This is a genomic window from Cyanobium sp. Lug-B (assembly GCF_024345635.1).
Lineage (GTDB): Bacteria > Cyanobacteriota > Cyanobacteriia > PCC-6307 > Cyanobiaceae > Cyanobium > Cyanobium minutissimum.
On sequence record NZ_JAGQBM010000006.1, the window covers coordinates 25,120 to 47,855 of the forward strand.

At 72.0% G+C, this 22,736-nt stretch carries 21 protein-coding genes; 14 read left to right on the top strand and 7 right to left on the bottom strand.

The features are described from left to right. The first annotated feature begins 45 nt into the window (after positions 1-45). Entirely contained in the window at positions 46-378 is a 333-nt protein-coding gene (locus KBY81_RS16585; protein WP_315858465.1) for a DUF3148 domain-containing protein, read from the top strand. Here KBY81_RS16585 and KBY81_RS02570 read toward each other — a convergent pair. Together KBY81_RS02570 and KBY81_RS02575 are read right to left on the bottom strand one after the other, a co-directional pair. After that, complete coding sequence (locus tag KBY81_RS02570; protein WP_254975501.1) at positions 338-1,708, bottom strand: pitrilysin family protein; 1,371 nt, start codon at positions 1,706-1,708, stop codon at positions 338-340. The genes KBY81_RS16585 and KBY81_RS02570 overlap by 41 nt on opposite strands. Next, a complete protein-coding gene (locus KBY81_RS02575; protein WP_254975502.1) occupies positions 1,705-2,949 on the bottom strand; it encodes a pitrilysin family protein in 1,245 nt (414 codons plus the stop codon). Before KBY81_RS02575 ends, KBY81_RS02570 begins: the two co-directional genes overlap by 4 nt. Before the next feature lie 72 nt (positions 2,950-3,021). On the opposite strand from KBY81_RS02575, the gene KBY81_RS02580 reads away from it, so the two are divergent. The 11 genes from KBY81_RS02580 (at position 3,022) to KBY81_RS02630 (ending at position 13,779) form a co-directional block, all read left to right on the top strand. Then, the gene (locus KBY81_RS02580; RefSeq protein WP_254975503.1) at positions 3,022-3,774 is read left to right on the top strand and encodes a phycocyanobilin:ferredoxin oxidoreductase; all 753 of its coding nucleotides are present in this window, start codon (positions 3,022-3,024) and stop codon (positions 3,772-3,774) included. 11 nt (positions 3,775-3,785) lie between these two features. Further along, positions 3,786-4,652 carry an efflux RND transporter periplasmic adaptor subunit gene (locus KBY81_RS02585; protein WP_106219938.1) on the top strand — a complete coding sequence of 289 codons (867 nt, stop codon included), beginning with the start codon at positions 3,786-3,788 and terminating at the stop codon, positions 4,650-4,652. After that, on the top strand, positions 4,649-5,815 hold the full coding sequence (devC, locus tag KBY81_RS02590) for an ABC transporter permease DevC (protein WP_254975504.1): 1,167 nt from the start codon (positions 4,649-4,651) through the stop codon (positions 5,813-5,815). The genes KBY81_RS02585 and devC overlap by 4 nt, the downstream gene beginning before the upstream one ends. Positions 5,816-5,836: 21 nt before the next feature. Beyond that, on the top strand, positions 5,837-6,580 hold the full coding sequence (locus KBY81_RS02595) for a DevA family ABC transporter ATP-binding protein (protein ID WP_254975505.1): 744 nt from the start codon (positions 5,837-5,839) through the stop codon (positions 6,578-6,580). A 42-nt stretch (positions 6,581-6,622) separates the two neighbouring features. Beyond that, positions 6,623-6,778 carry a hypothetical protein gene (locus KBY81_RS02600; protein WP_011293689.1) on the top strand — a complete coding sequence of 52 codons (156 nt, stop codon included), beginning with the start codon at positions 6,623-6,625 and terminating at the stop codon, positions 6,776-6,778. A gap of 108 nt (positions 6,779-6,886) precedes the next feature. Next, on the top strand, positions 6,887-7,825 hold the full coding sequence (locus KBY81_RS02605; protein ID WP_254975506.1) for a glycosyltransferase family 2 protein: 939 nt from the start codon (positions 6,887-6,889) through the stop codon (positions 7,823-7,825). A gap of 108 nt (positions 7,826-7,933) precedes the next feature. Beyond that, a complete protein-coding gene (gene rpsB / locus KBY81_RS02610; RefSeq protein ID WP_015108141.1) occupies positions 7,934-8,650 on the top strand; it encodes a 30S ribosomal protein S2 in 717 nt (238 codons plus the stop codon). A gap of 38 nt (positions 8,651-8,688) precedes the next feature. Then, on the top strand, positions 8,689-9,348 hold the full coding sequence (gene tsf / locus KBY81_RS02615; protein WP_106219942.1) for a translation elongation factor Ts: 660 nt from the start codon (positions 8,689-8,691) through the stop codon (positions 9,346-9,348). A gap of 10 nt (positions 9,349-9,358) precedes the next feature. Then, positions 9,359-10,492, top strand: a complete 1,134-nt coding sequence (locus KBY81_RS02620; protein WP_254975507.1) for a hypothetical protein — start codon at positions 9,359-9,361, stop codon at positions 10,490-10,492. 14 nt (positions 10,493-10,506) lie between these two features. After that, positions 10,507-13,002 carry an ATP-dependent DNA helicase RecG gene (gene recG / locus KBY81_RS02625; RefSeq protein ID WP_254975508.1) on the top strand — a complete coding sequence of 832 codons (2,496 nt, stop codon included), beginning with the start codon at positions 10,507-10,509 and terminating at the stop codon, positions 13,000-13,002. 45 nt (positions 13,003-13,047) lie between these two features. After that, positions 13,048-13,779, top strand: a complete 732-nt coding sequence (locus KBY81_RS02630) for a M15 family metallopeptidase (protein ID WP_254975509.1) — start codon at positions 13,048-13,050, stop codon at positions 13,777-13,779. Here the strand turns inward: KBY81_RS02630 and KBY81_RS02635 are convergent. Both KBY81_RS02635 and sir read right to left on the bottom strand, forming a co-directional pair. Further along, positions 13,728-14,183 carry a hypothetical protein gene (locus KBY81_RS02635; protein WP_254975510.1) on the bottom strand — a complete coding sequence of 152 codons (456 nt, stop codon included), beginning with the start codon at positions 14,181-14,183 and terminating at the stop codon, positions 13,728-13,730. The two genes, KBY81_RS02630 and KBY81_RS02635, sit on opposite strands and share 52 nt — an antisense overlap. Continuing rightward, entirely contained in the window at positions 14,183-15,952 is a 1,770-nt protein-coding gene (gene sir / locus KBY81_RS02640; protein ID WP_254975511.1) for a sulfite reductase, ferredoxin dependent, read from the bottom strand. Before sir ends, KBY81_RS02635 begins: the two co-directional genes overlap by 1 nt. 113 nt (positions 15,953-16,065) lie before the next feature. Here sir and glyS point away from each other — a divergent pair, with 113 nt between their 5' ends. Further along, on the top strand, positions 16,066-18,231 hold the full coding sequence (gene glyS, locus KBY81_RS02645) for a glycine--tRNA ligase subunit beta (RefSeq protein ID WP_254975512.1): 2,166 nt from the start codon (positions 16,066-16,068) through the stop codon (positions 18,229-18,231). 37 nt (positions 18,232-18,268) lie between these two features. Here the strand turns inward: glyS and KBY81_RS02650 are convergent, their stop codons facing one another. The 3 genes from KBY81_RS02650 to KBY81_RS02660 are packed head-to-tail and all read right to left on the bottom strand — an operon-like array spanning position 18,269 to position 21,245. Continuing rightward, a complete protein-coding gene (locus KBY81_RS02650) occupies positions 18,269-19,366 on the bottom strand; it encodes a type III polyketide synthase (RefSeq protein WP_254975513.1) in 1,098 nt (365 codons plus the stop codon). Next, positions 19,357-20,511 (bottom strand): NAD(P)/FAD-dependent oxidoreductase, encoded by a 1,155-nt coding sequence (locus tag KBY81_RS02655; protein ID WP_254975514.1) that lies wholly within the window; start codon positions 20,509-20,511, stop codon positions 19,357-19,359. Before KBY81_RS02655 ends, KBY81_RS02650 begins: the two co-directional genes overlap by 10 nt. Then, positions 20,508-21,245, bottom strand: coding sequence for a methyltransferase domain-containing protein (locus KBY81_RS02660; protein ID WP_254975515.1), 738 nt, complete (start codon positions 21,243-21,245; stop codon positions 20,508-20,510). The genes KBY81_RS02655 and KBY81_RS02660 overlap by 4 nt, the downstream gene beginning before the upstream one ends. A 171-nt stretch (positions 21,246-21,416) precedes the next feature. Between KBY81_RS02660 and KBY81_RS02665 the strand changes: the two genes are divergently transcribed. Beyond that, on the top strand, positions 21,417-22,724 hold the full coding sequence (locus tag KBY81_RS02665; RefSeq protein WP_254975516.1) for a hemolysin family protein: 1,308 nt from the start codon (positions 21,417-21,419) through the stop codon (positions 22,722-22,724). Positions 22,725-22,736: the final 12 nt, after the last annotated feature.

The following is a 22,736-nucleotide window of genomic DNA, read 5'->3' on the forward strand; positions in this document are numbered from 1 at the left end:
CCCGCCCGCCCGCCGGGCACCCGAAGCGCCGGACCCCCCGCCCCGATGCCGGATTCCACCCCCACCGAGCCGTCCGCCCCCGAGGCGGCCACCATGGCGACTCCCGAGGCGACCCCCGAGGCGACCCCCGAGGCGACGGCGCCGCCGGATCCGCCGGTGGAGATCCACCTGGGGGATGCGGTGCGGCTGCGCCAGCCGCTGCGCTACCTCAAGACCGCCGACCCGATGCCGATGCTGCGCCCGCCGGACCTGGTGGATCCCGGGGAGGTGGGGCGCGTGGTGGAGATCAGGGCCCTGGATCTGCGGGCCATCCGCTTCCGCCGCGGCACCTTCCTGATCAACGCGACGGATCTGGAGCCCGCTCCGGCCGACGGCTGAGGTCGTGGTCGAGCCAGGCCCGGTGCGCCCGCTCCAGGGCCGGTGCCGGGCCCACCAGGCTCAGGGACGGGGTGGTGAGCCAGCGACGGGCGGCGGCGCGCAGGTCCTCGGCGTCGAGGCTCGGCGCCCGCTCCAGCACCCGGCGCACGTGGTCGGCGGGCAGGCCGTGGCTGAGCACCAGGGCCTGCCGTTCGGCGATCTGGGAGCAGGTCTGTCGCCCCATGGCGTCCTGCCCCTGGAACTTGGCCAGAGCCAGCAGCCGAGAGCTTTCATCGAGGCGCTCGCTCAGCAGCCGCTGCCATTCGTCCAGCAGGCAGGTGGTGGCCTCCGCCACGCGCTCAGCCGAGGTGGACAGGTGCATGACGAACGGCGGTGCCCCGCTGTGGGCCGGCAGGTGCACACCGACGTCGTAGGCCAGGCCGCGCTCCTCCCGCATCGTGACGAACAGGCGGCTGGACATGCCGAGGCCCAGGTGGGCCTGCAGCAGCCGCAGGGCCAGGGCGTCGGGATGGGCCAGGGGAACGGTCGCGGCCCCCAGCATCAGCACCACCTGCTCGGTGTCCTGTACCTGCTGGGCGTGGTGGCCGGTGGCCGGCGGCGGGCCGTCGAAGGGCCGGAGCCGGGGCGGGCGGGTGCTCCAGGGCGCCACCGCCAGCTCGCGCTCCAGCACCTCCCCCAGGGCTGGCGGGGCATCGCCGCAGAGCACCAGGACGGCGCCGTCGCTGCCGAGCCGTTCCACCAGGGGCCGCAGCTCCTCCGGCCCGAGGCCGGCCAGCTCGGCTTCGATCCCGAGCGGGTCGTGGCCGTAGGGGCCGTCGCCGTAGAGCAGCCGGCGCAGCTGGTCATGGGCCAGCTGGAAGGGGTCCTCCTTCTGGCGCTGCAGCAGCTGCAGGTTGAGCTGGCGCTCGATGGCCACCTGGTCGGCCGCGAGCCGGGGACGCCGGGCCATCGCCAGCAACAGGGGCACCAGGGTGGTGGCGTCGTCGGCGGCGCACTTCAGGGCCAGCACCAGGCCATCCTCGTGGGCTTCCACCCGCAGGGCCGCACCGGCCCCCTCGACACAGTCGGCGAGGGCCTCGGCATCGAGCGCGCCGCAGCCCCGCGTCATGCTGCCCGCCAGCAGCTGGTGGGCGCCGCGGGCGCCGGCGGGGTCATGGCCGCTGCCGCCTGGAATGGCCAGGCGGGCCGCCAGGATCGCCGGTCCGGGTCGGTGCAGGACCCGCAGTGGCAGGCCGCCCTCCAGGGTGCGGCTGTCCTCGCCGCCGGTCGGGGGGCTGCCAGGCGTGGGCCTGCCGGGGGGGTGGTTGCCGGGGGGTGGGGCGATGCTCATGCCGGCACCGCCTCGAGCACGCAGGCCCGGGCCGGATCCAGCAGCGGCAGCATCTGCTCCTGGAGCCGCTCCGGCGACCAGCGCTCCAGCAGTTCCAGGGGATGGCCGAGAGCCTGGGGCCGGCCCCAGAGGCGGCCACTGCCGATCAGGGAGGCCACGCCGCCGGGGGATTCCAGGGAGAAGCGGTAGCCGTTGGCGACAAGGCGCCGGGCCCGCCCCCATTCCTGCGCACCCAGGACGTCCTGGCGGAGCTCCTGCCACACCTGATCGATGGCCTGCCGCACCTCCCCCAGCTCCTCGGGATCGCAGACGGCCTCCAGCAGGGCGATGCTGCCGCCCTCCATGGCATGGAGATCCAGATCGATGCTCTCCACGATCTGCAGCTGCTCCCGCAGTCGCTCCACCAGGCGGCTGCGGCGCCCTTCCGCCAGCACGGTGGTGCCCAGGTCGGCCCCGGCCATGGCCTCCAGATCGGCGGCGGGCGGCAGCCACCACAGCATCAGCAGCCGGGCGGCCTCGAGCCGCGGCACCGCCAGCCGATGCAGCCCCGGGGTGACCCGCAGCTCCGCCGGCACCATCGGCACGTCGCTCGCCGCCAGGGAGGCCAGTGGACCGCTCGCGGCCCGCTCAATCAGGGCGCCGTCGCCGACGGCCCCGGCCAGAGACAGCACGCAGCGGCCGGCGGCGTACTGGCGCCGGTGGAACGCCGCCATGGCGGCCGGGTCATGGTCGAGCAGCTCCTGGCGCCGCCCCAGGATCGGCCGTCCATAGGGGTGGTCGGGACAGGCCAGGGACAGCAGCCGCTGCAGGGCCACCTCCTCCGGCTGGTCCTCGCTCTGGGCCAGCTCCTCCAGTACCACCTGCCGCTCCATGGCGAAGCTGTCGGGGTCAAGCCGGGGCTGGAGCACCAGATCCATCAGCAGATCGAGGGCTTCGGCCGCCCCCTCCGGCGGCATCAGGGCGTGGAAGTGGACGTCATCGAAGCCGGTGGCGGCGTTGCTGCTGCCCCCCAGGGCCTCGATGCGGCGGTCGAACTCCCCGGCCGCCAGCCCGTCGCTGCCCTTGAACACCATGTGCTCGAGGAAATGGGCCAGGCCGCTCTCCGAGGGCCCCTCGAAGGCGCTGCCGGCGCGACACCAGAAATCCAGGCAGACCAGGGGGGCATCCGGCAGGTCGAGCTGCACCAGTTCGACCCCGTTGGCGAGGGTGTGGCTGACGGGGGCGGCCAGACCGGGCAGCAAGGACCCGCAACAACCCAGGGAATCGCTCACGGATGCATGGCAGGATCCGCATTCTGCTGTGACGCCGTGTCCATGGGTGAGGTCGCTCCGGCCGTCGACGGTGGCATCCATCCCCTGGTGGATGCCCTGGCGGAGCGGATCCGGCTCTGTCGCAACGCTCTGCCGGATCTGGCCCCCCTGGCGATCGACCCCGAACTGGAGGCGATCAGCGGCAGCCTGGACGGGGATGCCCTGTTCATCCGCAACGAGGTGCATCGCTGCCGGGGCCTGCGCAAGCTGCACCTGGAAACGGCGCGCCTCGGGGCCGGGCTGCAGATCCTCCATTGCGTCTTCTTCCCCGACCCCCGCCACGACCTGCCGGTGTTCGGCGCCGACATCGTCGCGGGTCGGGGCGGGGTGAGCGCCGCGATCGTCGACCTCTCGCCGGTGGGGGAGACCCTGCCGGAGCCCATCTCCGAGGCCCTGGCCGGTCGCGACCGGCCCGCCTTCGCCCAGGTGCGCGAGCTGCCCCCCTGGGGCTCGATCTTCTCCCCCCACGTCCTGTTCGTGCGGCCGGAGTCGGAGGCGGAGGAGCGGGGGTTCGTCGAGGAGGTGGCCACCTTCCTCGGCGTGCTGGCGGCAGCGGCCGCGACCAGCCCTTCCCAAGCTCCTGACGATCCAGCTACGGTTGCGCGATGGCGCGGGCAGCTGAGGTATTGCAAGCAACAGAAACAAAACGACAAGACCCGGAGGGTGCTGGAGAAGGCCTTCAACCCCCAGTGGGCCGACCGCTACATCGAGGACCTGCTCTTCGACGACCCACCGGTCCCCTCCGCAACGGCCTGATCGTTGCCGGCGTGGTCGGCCTGGTGGTGGGAGGTGTCGTGCTGTATCAGCGTCTCCAGCCCGCCAGACCCCCGGCGGCCGCCGTCGCCCGGCCGCCGGCGCCGGTGGAGGCCGTGGCGGCCCTGGGGCAGCTGGAGCCCGACGGTGACGTCCGCGTCCTGGCGGCGCCGATCACCGGCATCGGCGGCAGCCCCCGCATCACCGAGCTGCTGGTGGCGGAGGGCGACCGGGTGCGGGCCGGCCAGCTGCTGGCCCGCTTCGACAACCAGCCGCTGCAGCGGGCGGAGCTGGAGCTGATCCGCACCCGGATCGCCAACCTCAGCCGCCGCCTCACGATCCAGACCCGGGACCTGGCGCGCTACCGCCGCCTGGCCAGTGACGGTGCCTTTTCCGCCGCCGACCTGGATGTGCTGGAGCAGCGCACGCTCGAGCTCCAGGGCCAGCTGCAGGAGGCCAGGGCCTCCCTGGTCAAGGCCGGCACCGATCTGGTCAACACCGAACTGAGGGCCCCGATCGACGGCACCGTGCTGCGCATCCAGTCCCGCGTCGGCGAACGACCCGGCGACAAGGGCATCCTCGAGCTGGGGGCCAGCGACCGCATGGAGGCCTCCGTGGAGGTCTACGAGAGCGACATCGACCGGGTCCGGGTCGGCCAGGCCGTCACCCTGACCAGCGAGAACGGCGGCTTCGACGGCACGCTCCGGGGCACCGTGCGGCGCATCAGTCCCCAGGTCCGCCAGCGGGAGGTGCTCTCCACCGATCCCACCGGCGATGCCGATGCCCGCGTCGTCGAAGTGCGGGTGCGTCTCGATCCCCAGGATGGAGCCCGGGTGGCCGACCTCAGCGGCCTGAAGGTCATCGCCCGCATGCAGCCATGACCCTCTGGCAGGGACGCCGCATCCCGCTGGCCTGGCTGCTGCTCACCCGCCAGCCGATGCGCCTGGCGGTGGCCCTGGCCGGGATCACCTTCGCCGGGATCCTGATGTTCATGCAGCTGGGCTTCCGCGACGCCCTGTTCGACTCCAGCGTCACGGTGCACAAGCTGTTCGACACCGATCTGGTGCTGCTCAGCCCGCGCACCAAGAGCTCGATCAGCATGGCCGGCTTCCCCCAGCGTCGTCTGGTGCAGGCGATGGCTGATCCGGACGTGACCGGCACCACACCGGTCCACTGGAACCTGCTGCTCTGGCGCAACCCCCAGACCAAGGGCACGCGCTCGATCCTGGCCCTGGGGTTCGAGCCCCGGGATCCCCTGTTCATCGACCCGGCCGTGACGGCCATGGCGCCGCGCCTCACCCAGAAGGGCCGGGTGCTCTTCGATGACCAGTCCCGGGACGAGTTCGGTCCGGTGGCCAAGTGGTTCCGCGAGGGGCGCACCGTGGAGAGCGAAGTGGCCGGCAAACGCCTGAGGGTGGCGGGCCTGTTCACCGCCGGGGCCTCCTTCGGCGCCGACGGCAACATCCTCACCAGCCGGGAGACCTTCCTCAGCCTGCTGCCCAACACGCCGCCGGGCAGCATCGAACTGGGCCTGATCCGCCTGCGCCCCGGGGCCGACCCCGCCCGGGCGGTGCAGCGCCTGCAACGCCTGCTGCCGGAGGACGTCACCGTGCTCACCAAGCAGGGCTTCCTGGATCTGGAGATGGACTACTGGCGCACCAGCACCGCCATCGGCTTCATCTTCACCCTCGGCGCCGCCATGGGCTTCGTGGTGGGCTGCGTGATCGTCTATCAGATCCTCTACTCGGATGTGAGCGACCACCTGCCGGAGTACGCCACCCTGATGGCCATGGGGTACAGCCTGCTCACCCTGCTCGGCGTGGTGGCCCGTGAGGGGCTGCTGCTGGCGATCTTCGGCTACCTGCCGGCCTACGCCGCCGGTCAGGTGCTGTACGCCGCCATCCATGCCGCCACCAAGCTGCCCGTGGCGATGGCCGGCGACCGGGCCATGACCGTCTTCCTGATGATCCTGGTGATGTGCATGGGATCGGCGGCGATGGCGATGCGCAAGCTGGGCGACGCCGATCCGGCCGACATCTTCTGAGCCGAGCCTGCTTCCGAACCGATGACCACCCTCCTGCCCGGAACCGCCCCAGCCGCCGCCACCAGCGGCGATGGCCCCGCCACGGTCGCGGTGCGGGGCCTCAGCCACTGGTACGGCACCGGCGCGATGCGGCGCCAGGTGCTGCAGGGCATCGACCTGGAGATCCACCCCGGCGAGGTGGTGCTGCTCACCGGTCCCTCGGGTTGCGGCAAGACCACCCTGCTCACCCTGGTGGGGGCCCTGCGGCAGGTGATGGAGGGGTCGGTGCGGGTGCTGGGCTGCGAGCTGAACGGCTCCAGCCGCCATGAGCGCCAGCTGCTGCGACGCAGCGTCGGCATGATCTTCCAGGGCCACAACCTGCTGCGCTGCCTCACCGCCGAGCAGAACGTGCAGATGGGGGCCGACCTGCTGCCCGATCTGAGCTATCGCGCCCGCCGCGACCTCTCACGGGAATGGCTGCGGGCCGTGGGCCTCTCCGATCACCTGGGCAAGCTGCCCCACGACCTCTCCGGCGGCCAGAAGCAGCGGGTGGCCATTGCCCGCGCCCTGGCCGCCCACCCCCGCCTGCTCCTGGCCGACGAACCCACCGCCGCCCTCGACAGCCGCACCGGCCGCGAGGTGGTGGAACTGCTCCAGCGCCTGGCCCGCGACGAGGGCTGCGGGGTGCTGATGGTGACCCACGATCCCCGCATCCTTGATGTGGCCGACCGCCTGGTGCGGATGGAGGACGGCCGGCTCTGGGCCCAGGAGGCCGTGGTCGGGTGAGTAGGGTGGAATCTTCCAGTCTTTTCAAGGCTCCCATCCCCTATGTCGAAACGCAGGAATCTCAAGAAGGAAAAGCAGGAGCGCAACCGGGCCTACGCCCGCAAGTTCAAGAAGCGCAAGCTGCGCAACGACGGCCGCGGTGAAGGGGCCGGCAACGGTGTGACCGGCACGGCCAACAACGGCGGCGCCGCCGACTGACCGGACCGGTCCGGCCATGGCGGCACCGGGGGGATTCGCTGCGGATCCCCCCTTTTTCATGGCCCCTCCACCGTGGTCTCCCCACCGTGGTCCTTACACCGTCACCCGATGTTCATCAGCGTCGTCATCCCCACCTACAACCGGCTGCCGATCCTGCGCCAGTGCCTGCAGGCCCTGGAGCGCCAGGAGACCGGCGGCCCCCTGCAGGCCTATGAGGTGGTGCTCGTTGACGACGGCTCCACCGACGACACGGTGCGCTGGCTGGATGCCCACGCCACTGCCTTTCCCCATCTGCGGCTGATCCGCCAGGACCACGGCGGTCCGGCCGAAGGGCGCAACCGCGGCGTGGAGGAGGCCCGTGGCGATGTGATCGTCTTCATCGACAGCGACCTGGTGGTGACGGAGCGGTTCCTGCTGCACCACGCCACAGCCCTGGCCCGGTCCTGGGATGAGAGCGGCGACCGGCTCTGCTTCACCTACGGCGCCGTGATCAACACTCACAACTTTGACGACCCGACCACCGAGCCCCACAAGCTGCGGGACCTCTCCTGGGCCTACTTCGCCACCGGCAATGTGGCGATCGACCGCCGGGTGCTGGAGCAGTCGGGCCTGTTCGACACCGGCTTCCGTCTCTACGGCTGGGAGGACCTCGAACTCGGCGAACGGCTGCGCCGCATGGGCGTGCGGCTGGTGCGCTGCCCCGAGGCGGTGGGGTACCACTGGCATCCGCCCCTGAGCCTCGAGCAGATTCCCGATCTGGTGCGGGTGGAGCGGGAGCGGGCCCGGATGGGTCTGGTCTTCTACCGCAAGCACCCCACCTGGCGGGTGCGCTTCATCATCCAGTACACCTGGCTGCACCTGGTGCTCTGGGAGCTGCTCACCCTCGGCGGCCTGATCAATGAACGCAGCCTGCGGCCCCTGCTGCGCTGGCTGATCCGCCGTGGCCAGGCGGGCCTGGCGATGGAGCTGCTGCGGCTGCCCCTCAACCGCTTCGGGGTGCGGGCCCTCCACGCCGAAGCCCGCCAGCAGGGCCATTTGGTAGGTTGACGGGGTAACCCCAACACCGCACACCTGCACGTTTCGGGTGATCCGCTGCCCTTCCTGTGGCGCGGCATCCCTGGCAGGTGGAGGCCAACCCGAAACCCCCCCAACCCCATGGCTGTCGTCACTCTCTCCGAGATGATGGAGGCTGGTGCCCACTTTGGACACCAGACCCGTCGCTGGAATCCCAAGATGTCGCGCTACATCTATTGCGCGCGCAACGGAGTCCACATCATCGATCTCGTGCAGACCGCCGTCTGCATGAACAACGCCTACAAATGGACCCGCAGTGCCGCCCGCAGCGGCAAACGCTTCCTGTTCGTCGGCACCAAGAAGCAGGCCTCCGAGGTCATCGCCCAGGAAGCGGCCCGCTGCGGCGCCTCCTATGTGAATCAGCGCTGGCTGGGCGGCATGCTCACCAACTGGAGCACGATGCGGGCCCGCATCGACCGTCTCAAGGACCTGGAGCGGATGGAGTCCTCCGGCGCCATCGCCATGCGGCCCAAGAAGGAAGCTGCCGTGCTGCGTCGTGAACTCGACCGCCTGCAGAAGTACCTCGGCGGTCTGAAGAACATGCGCCGGCTGCCCGATGTGGTGGTGCTGGTGGACCAGCGCCGCGAGACCAACGCCGTGCTCGAGTGCCGCAAGCTCGACATCCCCCTGGTGTCGATGCTCGACACCAACTGCGACCCCGATCTCTGCGACGTTCCCATCCCCTGCAACGACGACGCCGTGCGTTCCGTCCAGCTGGTGCTGGGTCGGCTGGCGGATGCCATCAATGAAGGCCGCCATGGAGCGCAGGATCAGCGCGGCGGCGACGACGACGCCTGAGCCGTTCTCTCCCTCCCGACCTCCCCCACTCCCACCCCATGGCTGAGATCACAGCGAAGCTCGTCAAGGACCTGCGCGACAAGACCGGCGCCGGCATGATGGACTGCAAGAAGGCCCTCACCGAATCCGGCGGGGATGCCACCAAGGCCGCCGAATGGCTGCGCCAGAAGGGCATTGCCACCGCCGAGAAGAAGGCCGGCCGCACGGCGGCCGAAGGGGCCGTCGGCAGCTACATCCACACCGGTGCCCGCGTCGGCGTTCTGGTGGAGGTGAACTGCGAGACCGATTTCGTGGCCCGCGGTGAACTCTTCCAGGAGCTGGTGCGCAACGTGGCGATGCAGATCGCCGCCTGCCCCAACGTGGAATACGTCAGCACCGACGACATCCCCCCCGAAGTGGCGGAGCGCGAGAAGTCCATCGAGATGGGTCGCGACGATCTCGCCGGCAAGAAGGAGGAGATGAAGGTGAAGATCGTGGCGGGGCGCATCGGCAAGCGCCTCAAGGAACTGGCCCTGATGGACCAGCCCTTCATCCGCGACAACACCGTGACCGTGGGTGAGATGGTCAAGTCGGCCGCCGGCAAGACCGGCGAGAACATCCGCGTGCGCCGCTTCACCCGCTACACCCTCGGCGAGGGCATTGAGGTGGAGCAGTCGGATTTCGCCGCCGAAGTGGCGGCGATGGGCAAGGCGGCCTGAGCCGGAGCCGTTGAGCGACCCGTCCGATTCGATCGATCTGCCGGGTCAGCTCCAGGCCCTGTCCCGGCGGCTGAGTCAGTCGAACCCGGAGCTCTACCGCCACGTCGCCCTGTACCTGCAGGTGCTGCGCCAGGTGCTGCCCCAGCAGGTCCGCCAGGCCTGCTTCCATCTCGCCACCCAGGTCCACCCGCTGCGCTACAGCGAGCTTCCGGTTGAGCGCCGGCGCCTGCTGCATGGCCAGATCCAGGAGCTGGTGGGACGGTGCTGCAGCCTGCTCACGGTGGAGCAGCTGGTGATCCTGGCGGCCCAGATCTCCCGGGAACGCCAGCGGCGCGACCGTCATGAGCGGGAGCAGCTGCTGGAGGAACTCACCTGGGAGGGGGACGGCGGGGCCGGGGAGCCGGAGCCCCTGCCGCCCGGTTCGGTGCAGATCGCCTTCGCCCCGCCCCTGGCCGGCGGATCCTTCCTCTGGGGGCCCCTGGGCCGTGGCGAGGCCCCCCCGCCGGACCGAGACGAAGGGCGGCGGGGCGATCCGGACGACGGGCCTCCGCAGCATCGGGACGGCGCCCAGCCCGAGGACCCTGACGAGGATCCCGATGAGGACTCCGAGGCGGATTCCGAAGATGACGCCCCGGACGGGACCCCGGGAGGGTCCGGGCCGGAACCGGCGGACACCCTGTGGCAGGCGGGACGACTGCCTGACGATCCCGAGCGGGTGCTGCGCTGGATGGACGGCATGGAGCTGGCTCTGGGCCGGCGCCTGCGCAACCTCTCCCACGCCGTCAATGTCGAGCTGCTGCGCGGCGGCGTCAGCCGCAGCCTGCTGCCGGTGAGCCTGCTGGATGCGGTGCTGGCCGGCCAGCTCGAGACCATGGCCGCCCCCGCCAACCTGATGCGGCTGCCCCTGCCCTTCCCTGGCGCCCGTGCCCCCCAGGCCCAGACCCTGGCGGTGCTGCTGCGGCCCACCGATCTGGAGCTGGAGGAGCCCCGCCTGCGCACCTGCCGGCGGCGGCTGCAGCAGCATCGTCAGGAGGTTCGCAGAATGGCCCAGCAGTTCCGTCGCCTGCAACGGCGGTTACGGATCCATCAGGCCGAACAGCTTTGGCTGCAGGACATCCGCCCCCCATCGATTCCGAACGACTGAACGGCCCCCCCTCCGTGGAGGGACCGGCGCTGCCGTCGCCGGAGGTCCTGGAGAGCTGGTGCACGCCCCTGCAACTGGCCTGCCGCCTGGAGGCCGAAGCCGGCTTCGGCGATCTCCAGGGCCGTCGCGACCGGTTCAGCGGCTTCCTCGCCACCACCCTGGCGGTGCCGCCTGAGGGGCTCGAGCCCGCCGAGCGCCAGCAGCTGGCCGCCCTCGCCCGGGACGCCGCCGGCTACGGCGATCTGGCGCTGGCGGGTCGCCAGACCCTGGTGCGGCGCCTGCGGCAGGCGCTGCACGAGCTGCGTCGCCGGCGGCAGGAGGTGCGGCCCGTCGGTCCCCCACGCCTGCGGCTGGCTCCCGCCGGACCGGCGGCGGTGCCGAACGGCGGTGGCCCCCGGGGGCTTGATCCCCCGACGCCCCTGGCGGAGGTGCCCGGCATCGGAGTGAAGACCGCCACCCGTCTCGCCGCCCTCGGCCTGCTGGTGGTGCGCGACCTGGTGCACCACTACCCCCGCGACTACCTCGATTACGCCCACCTGGTGCGGATCGCGGCCCTGGAGCCGGGGCGGACCGCCACCATCGTGGCGACGGTGCGCCGCTGCCATGCCTTCGGCAGCCCCCGCAACCCCAACCTGGCGATCCTGGAGCTGCAGGTGCAGGACGTGACGGGCCGGCTGCGGGTGACGCGCTTCTTCGCCGGCCGCCGCTTCAGCAGCCCGGGCTGGCTCAAGGCCCAGCAGCGGCTCTACCCGGTGGGGGCCACGGTGGCCGTCAGCGGCCTGGTCAAGGACAGCCCCTACGGCCCCTGCTTCGCCGACCCGCTGCTGGAGGTGCTGGAGGCCCCCGGAGCGCCGGTGCGATCGGAGCGGATCGGCCGGTTCGTGCCCGTCTACGCCCTCACCGAGGGGCTCAGCGGCGAGACCCTGGCCCGGGCCATCGCCGCGGTGCTGCCGGCGGCGAGCCGCTGGCCCGATCCCCTGCCGGAGCCCCTGCGCCTGGAGCTGGGCCTGGCGCGCCGCGGTGAGGCGCTGCTGGGGCTCCATCGGCCCGCCGACCGGGAGGAGCTGCAGCGCTGCCGCCGGCGCCTGGTGTTTGATGAGTTCCTGCTGCTGCAGCTGGCCCTGGGGCAGCGGCGGGAGCGCCTGCGCCGCGCTCCGGCCCCGCCGCTGCTGCTGCCCAGCGGCGGCGAGGACCTGGTCAGCCGCTTCCTCGACCTGCTGCCCTTCCCCCTGACCGGCGCCCAGAGCCGCGTGCTGGCGGAGATCCGCGCCGACATGGAGCGCCCCCAGCCCATGGCCCGGCTGGTCCAGGGGGACGTGGGCAGCGGCAAGACGGTGGTGGCCCTGGCGGCCCTGCTGGGGGCCATTGCCGCCGGCTGTCAGGGGGCCCTGATGGCACCCACCGAGGTGCTGGCGGCCCAGCACTTCCACAAGCTGGCCGGCTGGCTGCCCCAGCTCGACGTCAGCATCGAGCTGCTCACCGGCTCCACCCCCGCCCGCCGACGCCGCCAGGTGCTGCAGGACCTGGTCAACGGCCAGGTGAAGCTGCTGGTGGGCACCCACGCCCTGCTCGAGGATCCGGTGCAGTTCGACCGACTCGGCCTGGTGGTGGTGGATGAGCAGCATCGCTTCGGGGTGCGGCAGCGCAATCGGCTGCTGGCCAAGGGGCTCCAGCCCCACCTGCTGACGATGACCGCCACCCCCATCCCCCGCACCCTGGCCCTCTCGATCCACGGCGACCTCGACCTCAGCCAGATCGATGAGCTGCCGCCGGGCCGCACCCCGATCCGCACCCGCCTGCTGCGGGGATCGGAGCGCGCGGGGGCCTGGGAACTGGTGCGCCAGGAGGTGGCCCAGGGGCAGCGGGCCTACGTGGTGCTGCCCCTGGTGGAGGAATCGGAAAAGCTCGACCTGCGCTCCGCCGTGGAGGTGCACCGCCACCTCGATGAGGAGGTGTTCCCCGAGCTCACGGTGGGCCTGCTGCACGGGCGGATGACCGGGGAGGAGAAGCAGCGGGCCATCAGCGCCTTCCAGGAGGGGCGCTCCCAGGTGCTGGTGTCCACCACGGTGGTGGAGGTGGGGGTGGACGTACCGGAGGCGAGCGTGATGGTGATCGAGCACGCCGAGCGTTTCGGCCTGGCCCAGCTGCACCAGCTGCGGGGCCGGGTGGGCCGGGGGGCCGCCGCCTCCCATTGCCTGCTGCTGCACGAGGGCGACAACGCCATGGCCCGCCAGCGGCTGGAGCTGCTGGCCCGCAGCAGCGACGGCTTCGAGATCGCTGAGATGGACCTGCGGCTGCGGGGCCCCGGCCAGGTGCTCGGCACCCGCCAGTCGGGCCTGCCGGACCTGGCCCTGGCCAGCCTCAGCGACGACGGAGCGGTGCTGGAGGAGGCGCGGCTGGCGGCACGGCGGATCCTGGCGGAGGACCCGGACCTGGCCCGCCACCCGCACCTGCGCGGGGCCCTCGAGGCCCAGCGGCGCCGCTCGGTGGAGGCGGCCCAGTTGAATTGATCCAGACCACCGGGCCCACCGGTCCGACCCGCGCCCGCCTCCCCCATGCCGCCCCTGCGCCCCTGGAGCCCGATCCCCATCGCCGATGCCGGCGAGCCCCTGGAGGACCTGCCGCCGGGCCTGTGGCGCCTGGAGCCCCACCCCTACCAGGCCCTGGGGGCGCCCTATGGCCCCGCGGCCAGCCCGTTCCGGCTGCGCCGGGGGGTGATCGAGCGGCTGGAGCGGGCCCAGGAGCGGCTGCGGCAGCACCGGCCCCAGTGGCGGCTGGCCATCTTCGACGCCTGGCGACCCCTCGCCGTGCAGGCGTTCATGGTGCGCCACGCCTTCCGTGCGGCCTGCCGCGACCGGGGCCTCGACCCGGAGGCCTTCGGCCTCCCCCAGCAGGCCGTGGCGGCGGAGGTGGATCGCTTCTGGGCCCCACCCAGTGCCGATCCGGCCACCCCGCCCCCCCACAGCACCGGGGCCGCGGTGGATCTCACCCTGGCCGAGGCCAGCGGACGCCCGCTGGCCATGGGCGGCGAGATCGATGCGATCGGAGCCATCTCCGAGCCCGAGCATTACGCGGAGGCCGCCCCCGGCAGCGAGGCCGCCGATTGGCACGAGCGGCGCCGGCTGCTGGCGGCGGTGATGGAGGAATCAGGCTTCGCCCAGCACCCCAACGAGTGGTGGCATTTCAGCCACGGCGACCAGCTCTGGGCCTGGCGCCGCGGCGAACCGCAGGCGCTCTACGGGGCCGTCGCGGGAAGCGTGGCCGGTGCCGCGGAAGGTGCCGGCTGAGCGGTGCCGGGTGCCGGGGCGCTGGTCACCGGGATCACGGTGCCCGGCAGGGTCAGGCCCAGTTCCCGGAACAGCACGCTGGCCTGGGGGCGGGTCAGCAGTCCCTTCTGGACGCAGCGCTTGAGGCTGGCCAGGGTCATGTCGTCCTGGACGCGGCGCAGTTTGGCCAGCACCGCCGGGCTCTGGTCGGCGAAGGGCTGCAGATGGGCCTTGTAGGCGGCCCTGATGGCATCCGGCTGGCAGGCCAGGGGATCGGACTGGAAATACTGCACCGGGGCCTGGGGCGCACGCGGGCGTTCCGCCGCCTCACTGGCCTGCCCCGGTCCCGGCAGCAGACCCGCCAGCACCGTGCCGAGCAGGGAGCCCAGCAGAGTCTGGATGGGGCCGGCGCAGGGGCGGCCCATCAGGCGGCGGCCAGCAGCTGGCCGACCCGTTCAGCGCCGATCCGCTCGACGAAGTCGCCGAAGCGGCTGCGGGTCCCCCCCTCGTCGCGCCAGGCCACCAGCAGCGGCTCCAGGGTGGCCTCCAGCTTCTCCAGGGGCATTTTCTCCAGATAAGGACTGGCCAGCCGGGTCAGGCCGTGGCTGCCGCCGAGCCACAGCTGGTAGGTGTCGACGGCGCTGCCCACCAGACCGATCTCGGCCATGTAGGGGCGGGCGCAGCCGTTGGGGCAGCCCGTCATGCGCACCAGCAGGGGTTTGCTGATCTCCAGCCGCTCCAGCAGGGCCTCGAGGCGATCGAGCACCCCGGGGAGGATCCGCTCGGCTTCAGTGATGGCCAGGCCGCACAGGGGCAGGGCGGGGCAGGCGAGGGCATGGCGGGCCAGGGGCGCCGGCGCCTCGGGGGCGGTGAGGCCGAGGGCCGCCAGACCCTCCCGCACCGACCCCCGCTGGGCGCTGCCGATGTTGCAGAGCAGCAGGTCCTGGTTGGGGGTGAGCCGCACCTCCAGCTGGTAGGTCTCGATGAGACGGCGCAGGCCGCTCTTGAGCTCCCCCTGCAGGCGGCCGCACAGCACCGGCAGGCCCACGAACCAGAGGCCCGGCGACTGGCGGTGCCAGCCCAGGTAGTCGGTGAGCACGGCGGGGGGCTCCCGCCGCATCCCCTTGATCGGATGGGGAAAGTAGCGGCCCAGCTCGGTGCGGAACCAGTCCACCCCCCGGTCGTGGATCAGATACTTCATCCGGGCGTGGCGGCGCTGTTCCCGGTCGCCGTGGTCGCGCTGCAGGGCCACGATCGCCTGCACCAGCTCCAGCACATGGGCGGCGGCCACGTAGCCGAGGGGATCGGCCGTGCGGGCGAAGGTCTCCTCCTTGTTGTGGGTCCGCCCCATGCCACCGCCCACATAGACGTTGCAGCCCAGGGGCCGGCCGGAGGGGTCGCTGAACAGCACCAGGCCGATGTCCTGGGTCAGCAGGTCCACCGAATTGTCCCCGGGGACCGTGACGGCCACCTTGAACTTGCGCGGCAGGTAGGTGGAGCCGTAGAGCGGTTCGGCCGCGTCACCGCTGAACACGGGACCGCTCTCCTGGAGCCTGCGCGCCTTCTTCACGGGCCCTTTGGGCTTGATCCGGTAGCTGAGGTCCCCGTCCACCCAGAGGTCGAGATAGGAGCCCTCGGCGGCCTGGGGGGCCAGCAGGTCGGCGATCTGATCGGCCAGCAGGCGGGCCTCCGGGTAGCCATCGCGCTCGAACGGAGCGGCCGGGGCCATCACGTTGCGGTTGATGTCCCCGCAGGCCGAGAGGGTGGAGCCCAGGGCCCGCACGATGCCGCCGATCACCTCCTTGAGATCGGTCTTCTGGACCCCGTGCATCTGGAAGGCCTGGCGCGTCGTGATCCGCAGGGTGCCGTTGCCCAGCCGGTCGGCGAGGGCATCGAGCGCCAGGTAAAGGGAGGTGGGGATGCGCCCGCCGGGGTTGCGCAGCCGCAGCATCATCTGCCAGTCCTTGTCAGCTCCCTTGCGACGTTTGTCCCGGTCGTCCTGCTGGTAACTGCCGTGGAACTTGAGGATCTGAACGGCAGGATCGGTGAAGCTGGGCAGATCGTTGCCCAGTTCGCCCGCCAGGGGATCGTGCAGGTGGCCGCTGCCGGCCTTGAGTGCCTCCTGCTTGGTGGGGGGCTTGGCGGGGGGAGCCGATGGGAGCGACGTGCTGTCGGCGACCGTCGTCGAGGACATCGGCATGGGGACGGGTATCTGAACTGAAACTAGCGAACGGGACGGGGCGCCCCGCCGGAGGTTCCGGCCGTTTCCCTCCTTTGCATACAGTCGCGTTCTGCCCGCTCCCCTGCATGGCCACCTTTCTTCTGGAGATCGGAACCGAGGAACTGCCGGCCGACTTCGTGCGCCTGGCCCAGCCCCAGCTGCAGGCGATCGTGGCCCGCGACCTGCAGGAAGCCCGCCTCGCCTGCGACGCCATCCGAACCGGCGGCACCCCCCGGCGCCTGGCCGTGACCGTCACCGGCCTGCCCCGCCAGCAGGAGGATCTGGTCGAGGACCGCAAGGGTCCGCCGGCCCAGCAGGCGTTCCGCGATGGCCAGCCGACCCAGGCCGCCATGGGCTTCGCCCGGCGCTGCGGCTGCAGCCCCGACCAGCTGGAGATCCGCGACACCGACAAGGGCCCCTTCGTCTTCGCCCGCACCACCGAGGCCGGCCGCCCCACCGCCGAGGTGCTGGCCGGCTGCATCCCTGGCTGGATCCGTTCCCTGCAGGGGCGGCGCTTCATGCGCTGGGGCGCCGGTGATGGCCGCTTCAGCCGGCCCCTGCGCTGGCTGGTGGCGCTGCTCGATGAGGCGGTGGTGCCGGTGGCGCTCAGCGACGTCGATCCGCCCCTGGCCAGCGACCGCCTCAGCCGCGGGCATCGCCTCCATCCCGGGACCGTGACGATTCCCTCCGCCGCGGGCTACGCCGCCGCCCTGGAGGCGGCCGATGTCCAGGTCGACCGGGAGGCCAGGGGTGCCGCGATCCGCACCGCCCTGGAGGCGGGGGCGACAGCGGCAGGAGCCGAGCTGGATCTGCCGGAGGCCCTGTTCGATGAACTGGTCGACCTGGTGGAGTCCCCCCGCCTGATCGAGGGCTCCATCGACACCGACTACCTGGCCCTCCCCCCGGAGGTGCTCAGCACCGTGATGCGCTCCCACCAGCGCTACGTGCCCCTGCGCCTGGCGAACGCCGCGGCCGATCCCCTGGCCCTGGAGGCCGGCGAGGCCCTGATGCCCCGCTTCCTGTGTCTGTCCAACGGCCTGGTGGCCGCCGCTGACACGATCCGGCGCGGCAATGAGCGGGTGCTCCGGGCGCGGCTGGCGGACGCGGCCTTCTTCCTGGCGGCCGATCGCCGCCAGAGCAGCGCCGAGCGGGTCGAGGCCCTCGATCGGGTCACGTTCGCCGAAGGGCTCGGCAGCCTGGCCGACCGCAGCCAGCGCCTGGCCTGGCTGGCGGATCGGCTCTGCCGTCGCCTGCCGCTGGCTGACACCGCCGCCGTGGCCGCCCGGCGGGCCGCCCCCCTGTGCAAGCACGATCTGGTGAGCCAGATGGTGGGGGAATTCCCGGAGCTGCAGGGGGTGATGGGGGCCAAGTACCTGCTGGCGGAGGGCGAGTCCCGCGCCGTGGCCCTGGCGGTGCTGGAGCACTACCAGCCCCGCGGTGCCGGTGACGCCCTGCCGGGTTCCGAGGCGGGGGCGGTGCTGGCCCTGGCGGAACGGCTGGAGCTGCTGCTCAGCATCTTCGCCAGGGGCGAGCGGCCCAGCGGCTCCTCCGATCCCTATGCCCTGCGCCGGGCGGGCAACGGACTGCTGCAGATCCTCTGGGATCGGGACTGGTCGCTCGACCTGGTGGCCCTGATGGCCGAGGCCACGGCCCACTGGCAGCCGTTGCTGCCCGAGCTGGCGGTGCAGCCCCTGACCCTGGCCGCCGACCTGCTCGACTTCCTGCGCCAGCGGCTGGCCAGCCTGCTGGAGGAGGAGGGCTTCGGTGCCGATCTGGTCCAGGCGGTGGCCGGCGATGGCGTCTCCCTGGAGCGGCTGCTGCGGGACCCGGCTGATGCCCGGGCCCGGGTGGAGCTGCTGCGGCGCCTGCGCAGCGAAGGCAGCCTGCCCCTGGTGCAGGCGGTGGTGCAGCGGGCCTCCCGGCTGGCGGAGCAGGCCGACCTGGCGGCGGATCAGGTCAACCCCCAGGGGGTGGTGGATCCGGCGTTCTTCGCTTCTCCGAGCGAGGCGGCCGTGCTGGCGGTGCTGGAACGGCTGGGGGTCCATGCGGCCGCCAGTGGCACCAGCCGCTACGAACCGCTGGCCCGGCTGCTGGGGGAGAGCGGCACCACCCTGGCCGCCTTCTTCGATGGCCCCGACAGCGTCATGGTGCTGTGCGACGAGCCCGAGGTGCGCCGCAACCGGCTGCGGCTGCTGGCGGTGCTGCGCAACCAGGCCTCGGTGCTGGCCGACTTCAGCCGTCTGGGGGGCTGACCCGTCCGGCGTTTCCCCCGGGCGCCCGGGGCCCGGTTCATGCCAGCAGGGCCACCTCGATGCACAGCCCGGGTCCGAAGGCCATGGCCAGGCAGGGCCCGGACGCACCGCTGCGCCGCAGGCGTTCGAGGATGAACAGAAGCGTCGGGGACGACATGTTGCCGTAGTCCCGCAAGACCGACCGCGAGGGTTCGATCAGACCTGGATCGAGATCCAGGCCCTTCGTGACCGCCGAGAGGATCCGGGGTCCACCGGGGTGCACGGCCCAGCAGCCGATGGCGTCAAGGCTCAGGCCGTGGGTGGCCAGCCACTCCTCCAGCCAGGGCCGCAGATGCTCGCCGATCAGGCCAGGGACCTGCGGGGAGAGGCCCATGGCGAAGCCGTGGTCCCCGATCTCCCAGGACATGGCCTCCGTGCTGGCGGGCACCAGCAGAGAGCCGCTGGCGATCAGCCGCCCCAGCGGTGCCGTGGCCGGTCCCCCCGGCGCCGGCGGCTCCCCTGTGACCACCAGCGCGGCGGCGCCATCGGCGAACAGGGCATTGGCCACGATCCGCTCCCCATCCCAGCCGTACTGGAGATGGAGGCTGCAGAGCTCGACGGCGCACAGCAGCACGCAGGCCTCCGGCTGGGCCCCGGTGAACCCGGCGGCGACCCTCAGACCGTTGAGCGCCCCGTGGCAGCCCATGAACCCCACGTGGGTGCGGGCCACCCCGGCGTCCAGCGGCAGGGCGGCCATCAGGGCCAGGTCGACGCCGGGGGCATGGAAGCCGCTGCAGGAGACCGTGATCAGATGGGTGATCCGCACGGCGGGCAGCCGGGCCTGCGCCAGGGCCGCCTGGACGGCCCGCAGGGCCAGGGGTGGTGCTTCGATGGCGTAGCGCCGCATCCGCTCCCCGGTGCCGGGGCTGGTGGCCCCGAAGAAGGTCTGTCTGGGGTCGCTGCCGTGGGGCTGGAGCAGGACGCTGTGGCGGCTGGTGACGCCCGAGCGGCGGTGCAGGGTCTCCAGCAGGCGGCGCTGGCCTGGGGAGGGCATCTGGTGGGGCAGGGCCACCTCGGCGGCGATGGCGGCGGCATCGGCCTGGGCGATCCGTTCGTGAGGCAGGGCCGTGCCCAGCCCCTGGATGGTCAGGGACATGGCTCGGGGACCAGCGACTTCAACCCGGCGCCATCGAAGGGGTGCAGGAAGGGCGCCGCCAGGGCCGGCCAGCGCTCCACCGCCGCCAGGGCGCAGCGGCTGAGGCCAGGCCGGCGCAGGGCGAAGGCGAGGCCCCGGCAGAGCCGCTGGCGCGATCCGATCAGCCGTCCGTACCGGCGAACCCATTGCCGCTCGAGCTCCCTGCTCCAGTGGTGCTGTCCCTGCACGACCAGGGGCACCGCCGCCAGGGCCCCCAGCAGGGCCCAGCCCATCCCCTCCCCCGTGAACGGTTCGACGTAACTGGCCGCGTCCCCCAGCAGCAACAGCCGCTCGGCCGCCGGGGGCCAGCACTGGGCGGTGAGGGCCGGGGTGGCCAGCCAGGCGGCGGCATGGGCCTCGGGAACGGGCTCGAAGCCCGCTTCCGCCAGCACGCCCGCGGCGGCGGCGGCCGCTCCACCGGTCCGGATCAGATGGTCCCGATCGAAGGCGGCCGCCAGATTGGTCGCGCCGGTTTCGGTGCGCACCAGTCCCACATAGCCATGGCGGCCGATCGCCATGTGGATCGTGCCCCCGCCGTAGCTTCTTGCCCCGGTCTCCAGACGGCAACCGGCCCCGACCCTGGAGTGTGGCTGGACCCGGCGGCGGATCCCGACGGCAGGGGTCAGTCCCGGGCTGCCCAGCCCGGTGGCCACCAGCACCACCCGGGCGCTGGTGGTTTCAGCGGCGCCGCCGCTGCGCAGCCGCACCTCCCGGCCACCGGGGCAGGGGCCGGCCACCGTGGCTGCGGTGCCCGTCCGCCACACCGCGCCCTCGGCCACCGCCGCCTCGCCCAGGGCCAGGTCAAGGCGGCCCCGGGAGAGGGAGCGGCCCAGGGGCAGCTCCAGTTCCAGCTGACGGTGCTGCAGTCCGAGGTGCAGGTGGGTGAGGGGCACGCCTCCCAGGTGGTCGACCAGGTCCGGCAGGCCGGCCCGGGCCAGGGCCCGGAGGGCCACCCCGTCGAGACAGGTGCCGCAGACCTTCCAGCGGGGAAAGGCCCGCTTCTCCACCAGCAGCACCCGCAGCCGTTGCCGTGCGAGCTGGTGGGCCGCCAGGGCCCCGGCGGGCCCGGCCCCGATCACGACCACATCCCACTGGGGAGCCGTCATGGCGTCTCCATCGCCTGCTCGGGACGGCGCCAGCTGAGCAGGAAGCGCTCGGGCCAGTGGCGCGTCAGGCGGGCCCCCCGCAGGCCGGCCCGATCCGCCAGATCAACGGCCTCGTCCACCCGGAAGGCCCCCTGCACGGACACGGGACCATCGAAATGAACGATCGGCGAGCGACTCAGCAGCCGGCAGCCCACCCAGGCCAGCCCGTAGCCCAGGGGACTGCGGATCAGGTCGTTCACCAGCACCAGGTGGCGGCTGCTCTGACCCAGGCGGCGGAGCAGCTCGACGGCGTCGGTGTCCTCGAGATGGTGCAGGAACAGGCTGCAGACCATGACGTCGTAATCCGCCGGCAGGGGATCCACCAGCACATCAGCCTGGAAAAAGCTGCTGCCCTTCGGGGGGCCGGCGCCATGGCCGCTGGCGATGGCCACCGCCTGCGCGCTGCGGTCGCAGCCGTCCACCTGCACGGCCAGTCCGCTCCTGCGGCAGCGTTCCGCCAGGGCGATGGTGTTGTCGCCGCCTCCGCAGGCCACATCCAGGATGCGCAGGGGCCGATCGGAGCCGAGGGCGACGGCCAGGGCCTGGACCGGCCTGAACAGGCACCCCACGGCGCCGCTGATGGCATTGATCCGTCGCAGACCCTGGAGGGCCTGCCCGTGGGCAGCGGCGTCGATGCCGTCCTGGTCCATCCACTCCGGCTGTCGGTTCCGCTCCCCCAGGGGCTGCCAATGCATCGGTGATCGTCGCTGCGGGTGGGGCGGCATCGTTGTGGGTGGGGAATCGCCTGGATCGGAGGCCTCCCAGGATTTCGGAGCAGGGTCTCCTGGCAGGGACCTTCAGCGGGCGTCCCCTAACTTGTCTGTTCGCTCCGACCGCTGGCCGAGGGGCCACCACTGAAATTGCCGATGCTGTTCGACGGTGTTCTGATTGTTCTCCTGATTCTGATCAACGGGATCTTTTCGGGTTCGGAATTGGCCATGATGTCGGCTCGGAGATTGCGCCTCGAGCACCAGGCGGAGGCCGGAGACCACAAGGCGGAAGTGGCTCTGAAACTAATCCGATCCCCCAACGATTTTCTCTCGACGGTGCAGATCGGCATCACATTGATCGGCATTCTCAGTGGTGCCCTGGGCGGTTCACGGGTGGCCGAGGGCCTGCGGCCGCTGCTGGAGGCCGTACCCCCGCTGCGGGCCTGGGCCGATCCCCTGTCCCTCGGACTGGTGGTCACGCTGATCACCTTCCTGTCCCTGGTGCTGGGGGAGCTGGTGCCCAAGCGCATCGCTCTGCATGACCCGGAGCGCATCGCCTGCCTGGTGGCCCCCGCCATGCGGAGCCTGTCGCGCTGGATGGCCCCCCTGGCCCATCTGCTCGGCTCCTCCACCGATCGCCTGCTCAGCCTGATCGGCATCGGCGAGGGGGGCGAACCGGAGATCACCGAAGATGAGATCAGGACCCTGCTGCGCAGAGGAACGGAGTCCGGCCTGTTCGAGGCGGCCGAACATGCCATGGTCGAGCGGGTGTTCCGGCTGGCCGACCGCCCCGTCAGGGCGATCATGACCCCCCGCACCGATATCCGCTGGCTTGATCTCTCCGATTCCCCCGAAACCCATCTGCAGCAGGTGATCGAGGGAAACCATTCCCTGTTCCCGGTGGCCCGCGGCAGCCTCGATGCCTGCGTGGGGGTGGTGCGCGGCCGGGCCGTTCTGGCGGCCCGGCTCACCGCGGCCCCCGGCCCGGTGGAGACCCTGGTCCAGGCCCCGCTCTACGTGGGGGAGAGCACCCGGGCCCTGAAGCTGATCGAGCAGTTCAAGAGCTCCGGCATCCACATTGCCCTGGTGACCGACGAATTCGGGGGCATCGAAGGGCTGGTGACCCTGAATGACGTGATGGAGGCGATCGTCGGCGACCTCTCCTCGGCCACGGACAAGGATGACCCGATGGTCATCGTCCGCCAGGATGGGTCCTGGCTGCTCGACGGGGCCCTCGACATCGCCGACTTCGAGGATCTGGTGGACCGACGGCCTCTGGCGGAGGAACTCCGGGGCGGCTACCAGACCCTGGGCGGCTTTGTGATGCACGTGCTCGAACACATCCCCAGGGCGGGGGATGTCTTCACGTGGGAAGGGCTGCGGATCGAAGTCGTCGACATGGACGGCAACCGGGTCGACAAGCTGCTGGTCAGCCGCCTCGACCCGGCCCCGGAACTGCCCTGATCAAGCGAGCTT

Excerpts from the sequence above, each read along its gene's own strand:
- KBY81_RS02605 (WP_254975506.1), top strand. The coding sequence starts at position 6,887 with ATGTTCATCAGCGTCGTCATCCCCACCTACAACCGGCTGCCGATCCTG.
- KBY81_RS02655 (WP_254975514.1), bottom strand. The coding sequence starts at position 20,511 with ATGACGGCTCCCCAGTGGGATGTGGTCGTGATCGGGGCCGGGCCCGCC.
- KBY81_RS02580 (WP_254975503.1), top strand. The coding sequence starts at position 3,022 with ATGGGTGAGGTCGCTCCGGCCGTCGACGGTGGCATCCATCCCCTGGTG.
- sir (WP_254975511.1), bottom strand. The coding sequence starts at position 15,952 with ATGTCCTCGACGACGGTCGCCGACAGCACGTCGCTCCCATCGGCTCCC.
- KBY81_RS16585 (WP_315858465.1), top strand. The coding sequence starts at position 46 with ATGCCGGATTCCACCCCCACCGAGCCGTCCGCCCCCGAGGCGGCCACC.
- tsf (WP_106219942.1), top strand. The coding sequence starts at position 8,689 with ATGGCTGAGATCACAGCGAAGCTCGTCAAGGACCTGCGCGACAAGACC.
- KBY81_RS02665 (WP_254975516.1), top strand. The coding sequence starts at position 21,417 with ATGCTGTTCGACGGTGTTCTGATTGTTCTCCTGATTCTGATCAACGGG.
- KBY81_RS02570 (WP_254975501.1), bottom strand. The coding sequence starts at position 1,708 with ATGAGCATCGCCCCACCCCCCGGCAACCACCCCCCCGGCAGGCCCACG.
- rpsB (WP_015108141.1), top strand. The coding sequence starts at position 7,934 with ATGGCTGTCGTCACTCTCTCCGAGATGATGGAGGCTGGTGCCCACTTT.
- KBY81_RS02635 (WP_254975510.1), bottom strand. The coding sequence starts at position 14,183 with ATGGGCCGCCCCTGCGCCGGCCCCATCCAGACTCTGCTGGGCTCCCTG.
- KBY81_RS02660 (WP_254975515.1), bottom strand. The coding sequence starts at position 21,245 with ATGCATTGGCAGCCCCTGGGGGAGCGGAACCGACAGCCGGAGTGGATG.
- KBY81_RS02595 (WP_254975505.1), top strand. The coding sequence starts at position 5,837 with ATGACCACCCTCCTGCCCGGAACCGCCCCAGCCGCCGCCACCAGCGGC.
- KBY81_RS02650 (WP_254975513.1), bottom strand. The coding sequence starts at position 19,366 with ATGTCCCTGACCATCCAGGGGCTGGGCACGGCCCTGCCTCACGAACGG.
- devC (WP_254975504.1), top strand. The coding sequence starts at position 4,649 with ATGACCCTCTGGCAGGGACGCCGCATCCCGCTGGCCTGGCTGCTGCTC.
- KBY81_RS02600 (WP_011293689.1), top strand. The coding sequence starts at position 6,623 with ATGTCGAAACGCAGGAATCTCAAGAAGGAAAAGCAGGAGCGCAACCGG.
- KBY81_RS02630 (WP_254975509.1), top strand. The coding sequence starts at position 13,048 with ATGCCGCCCCTGCGCCCCTGGAGCCCGATCCCCATCGCCGATGCCGGC.
- glyS (WP_254975512.1), top strand. The coding sequence starts at position 16,066 with ATGGCCACCTTTCTTCTGGAGATCGGAACCGAGGAACTGCCGGCCGAC.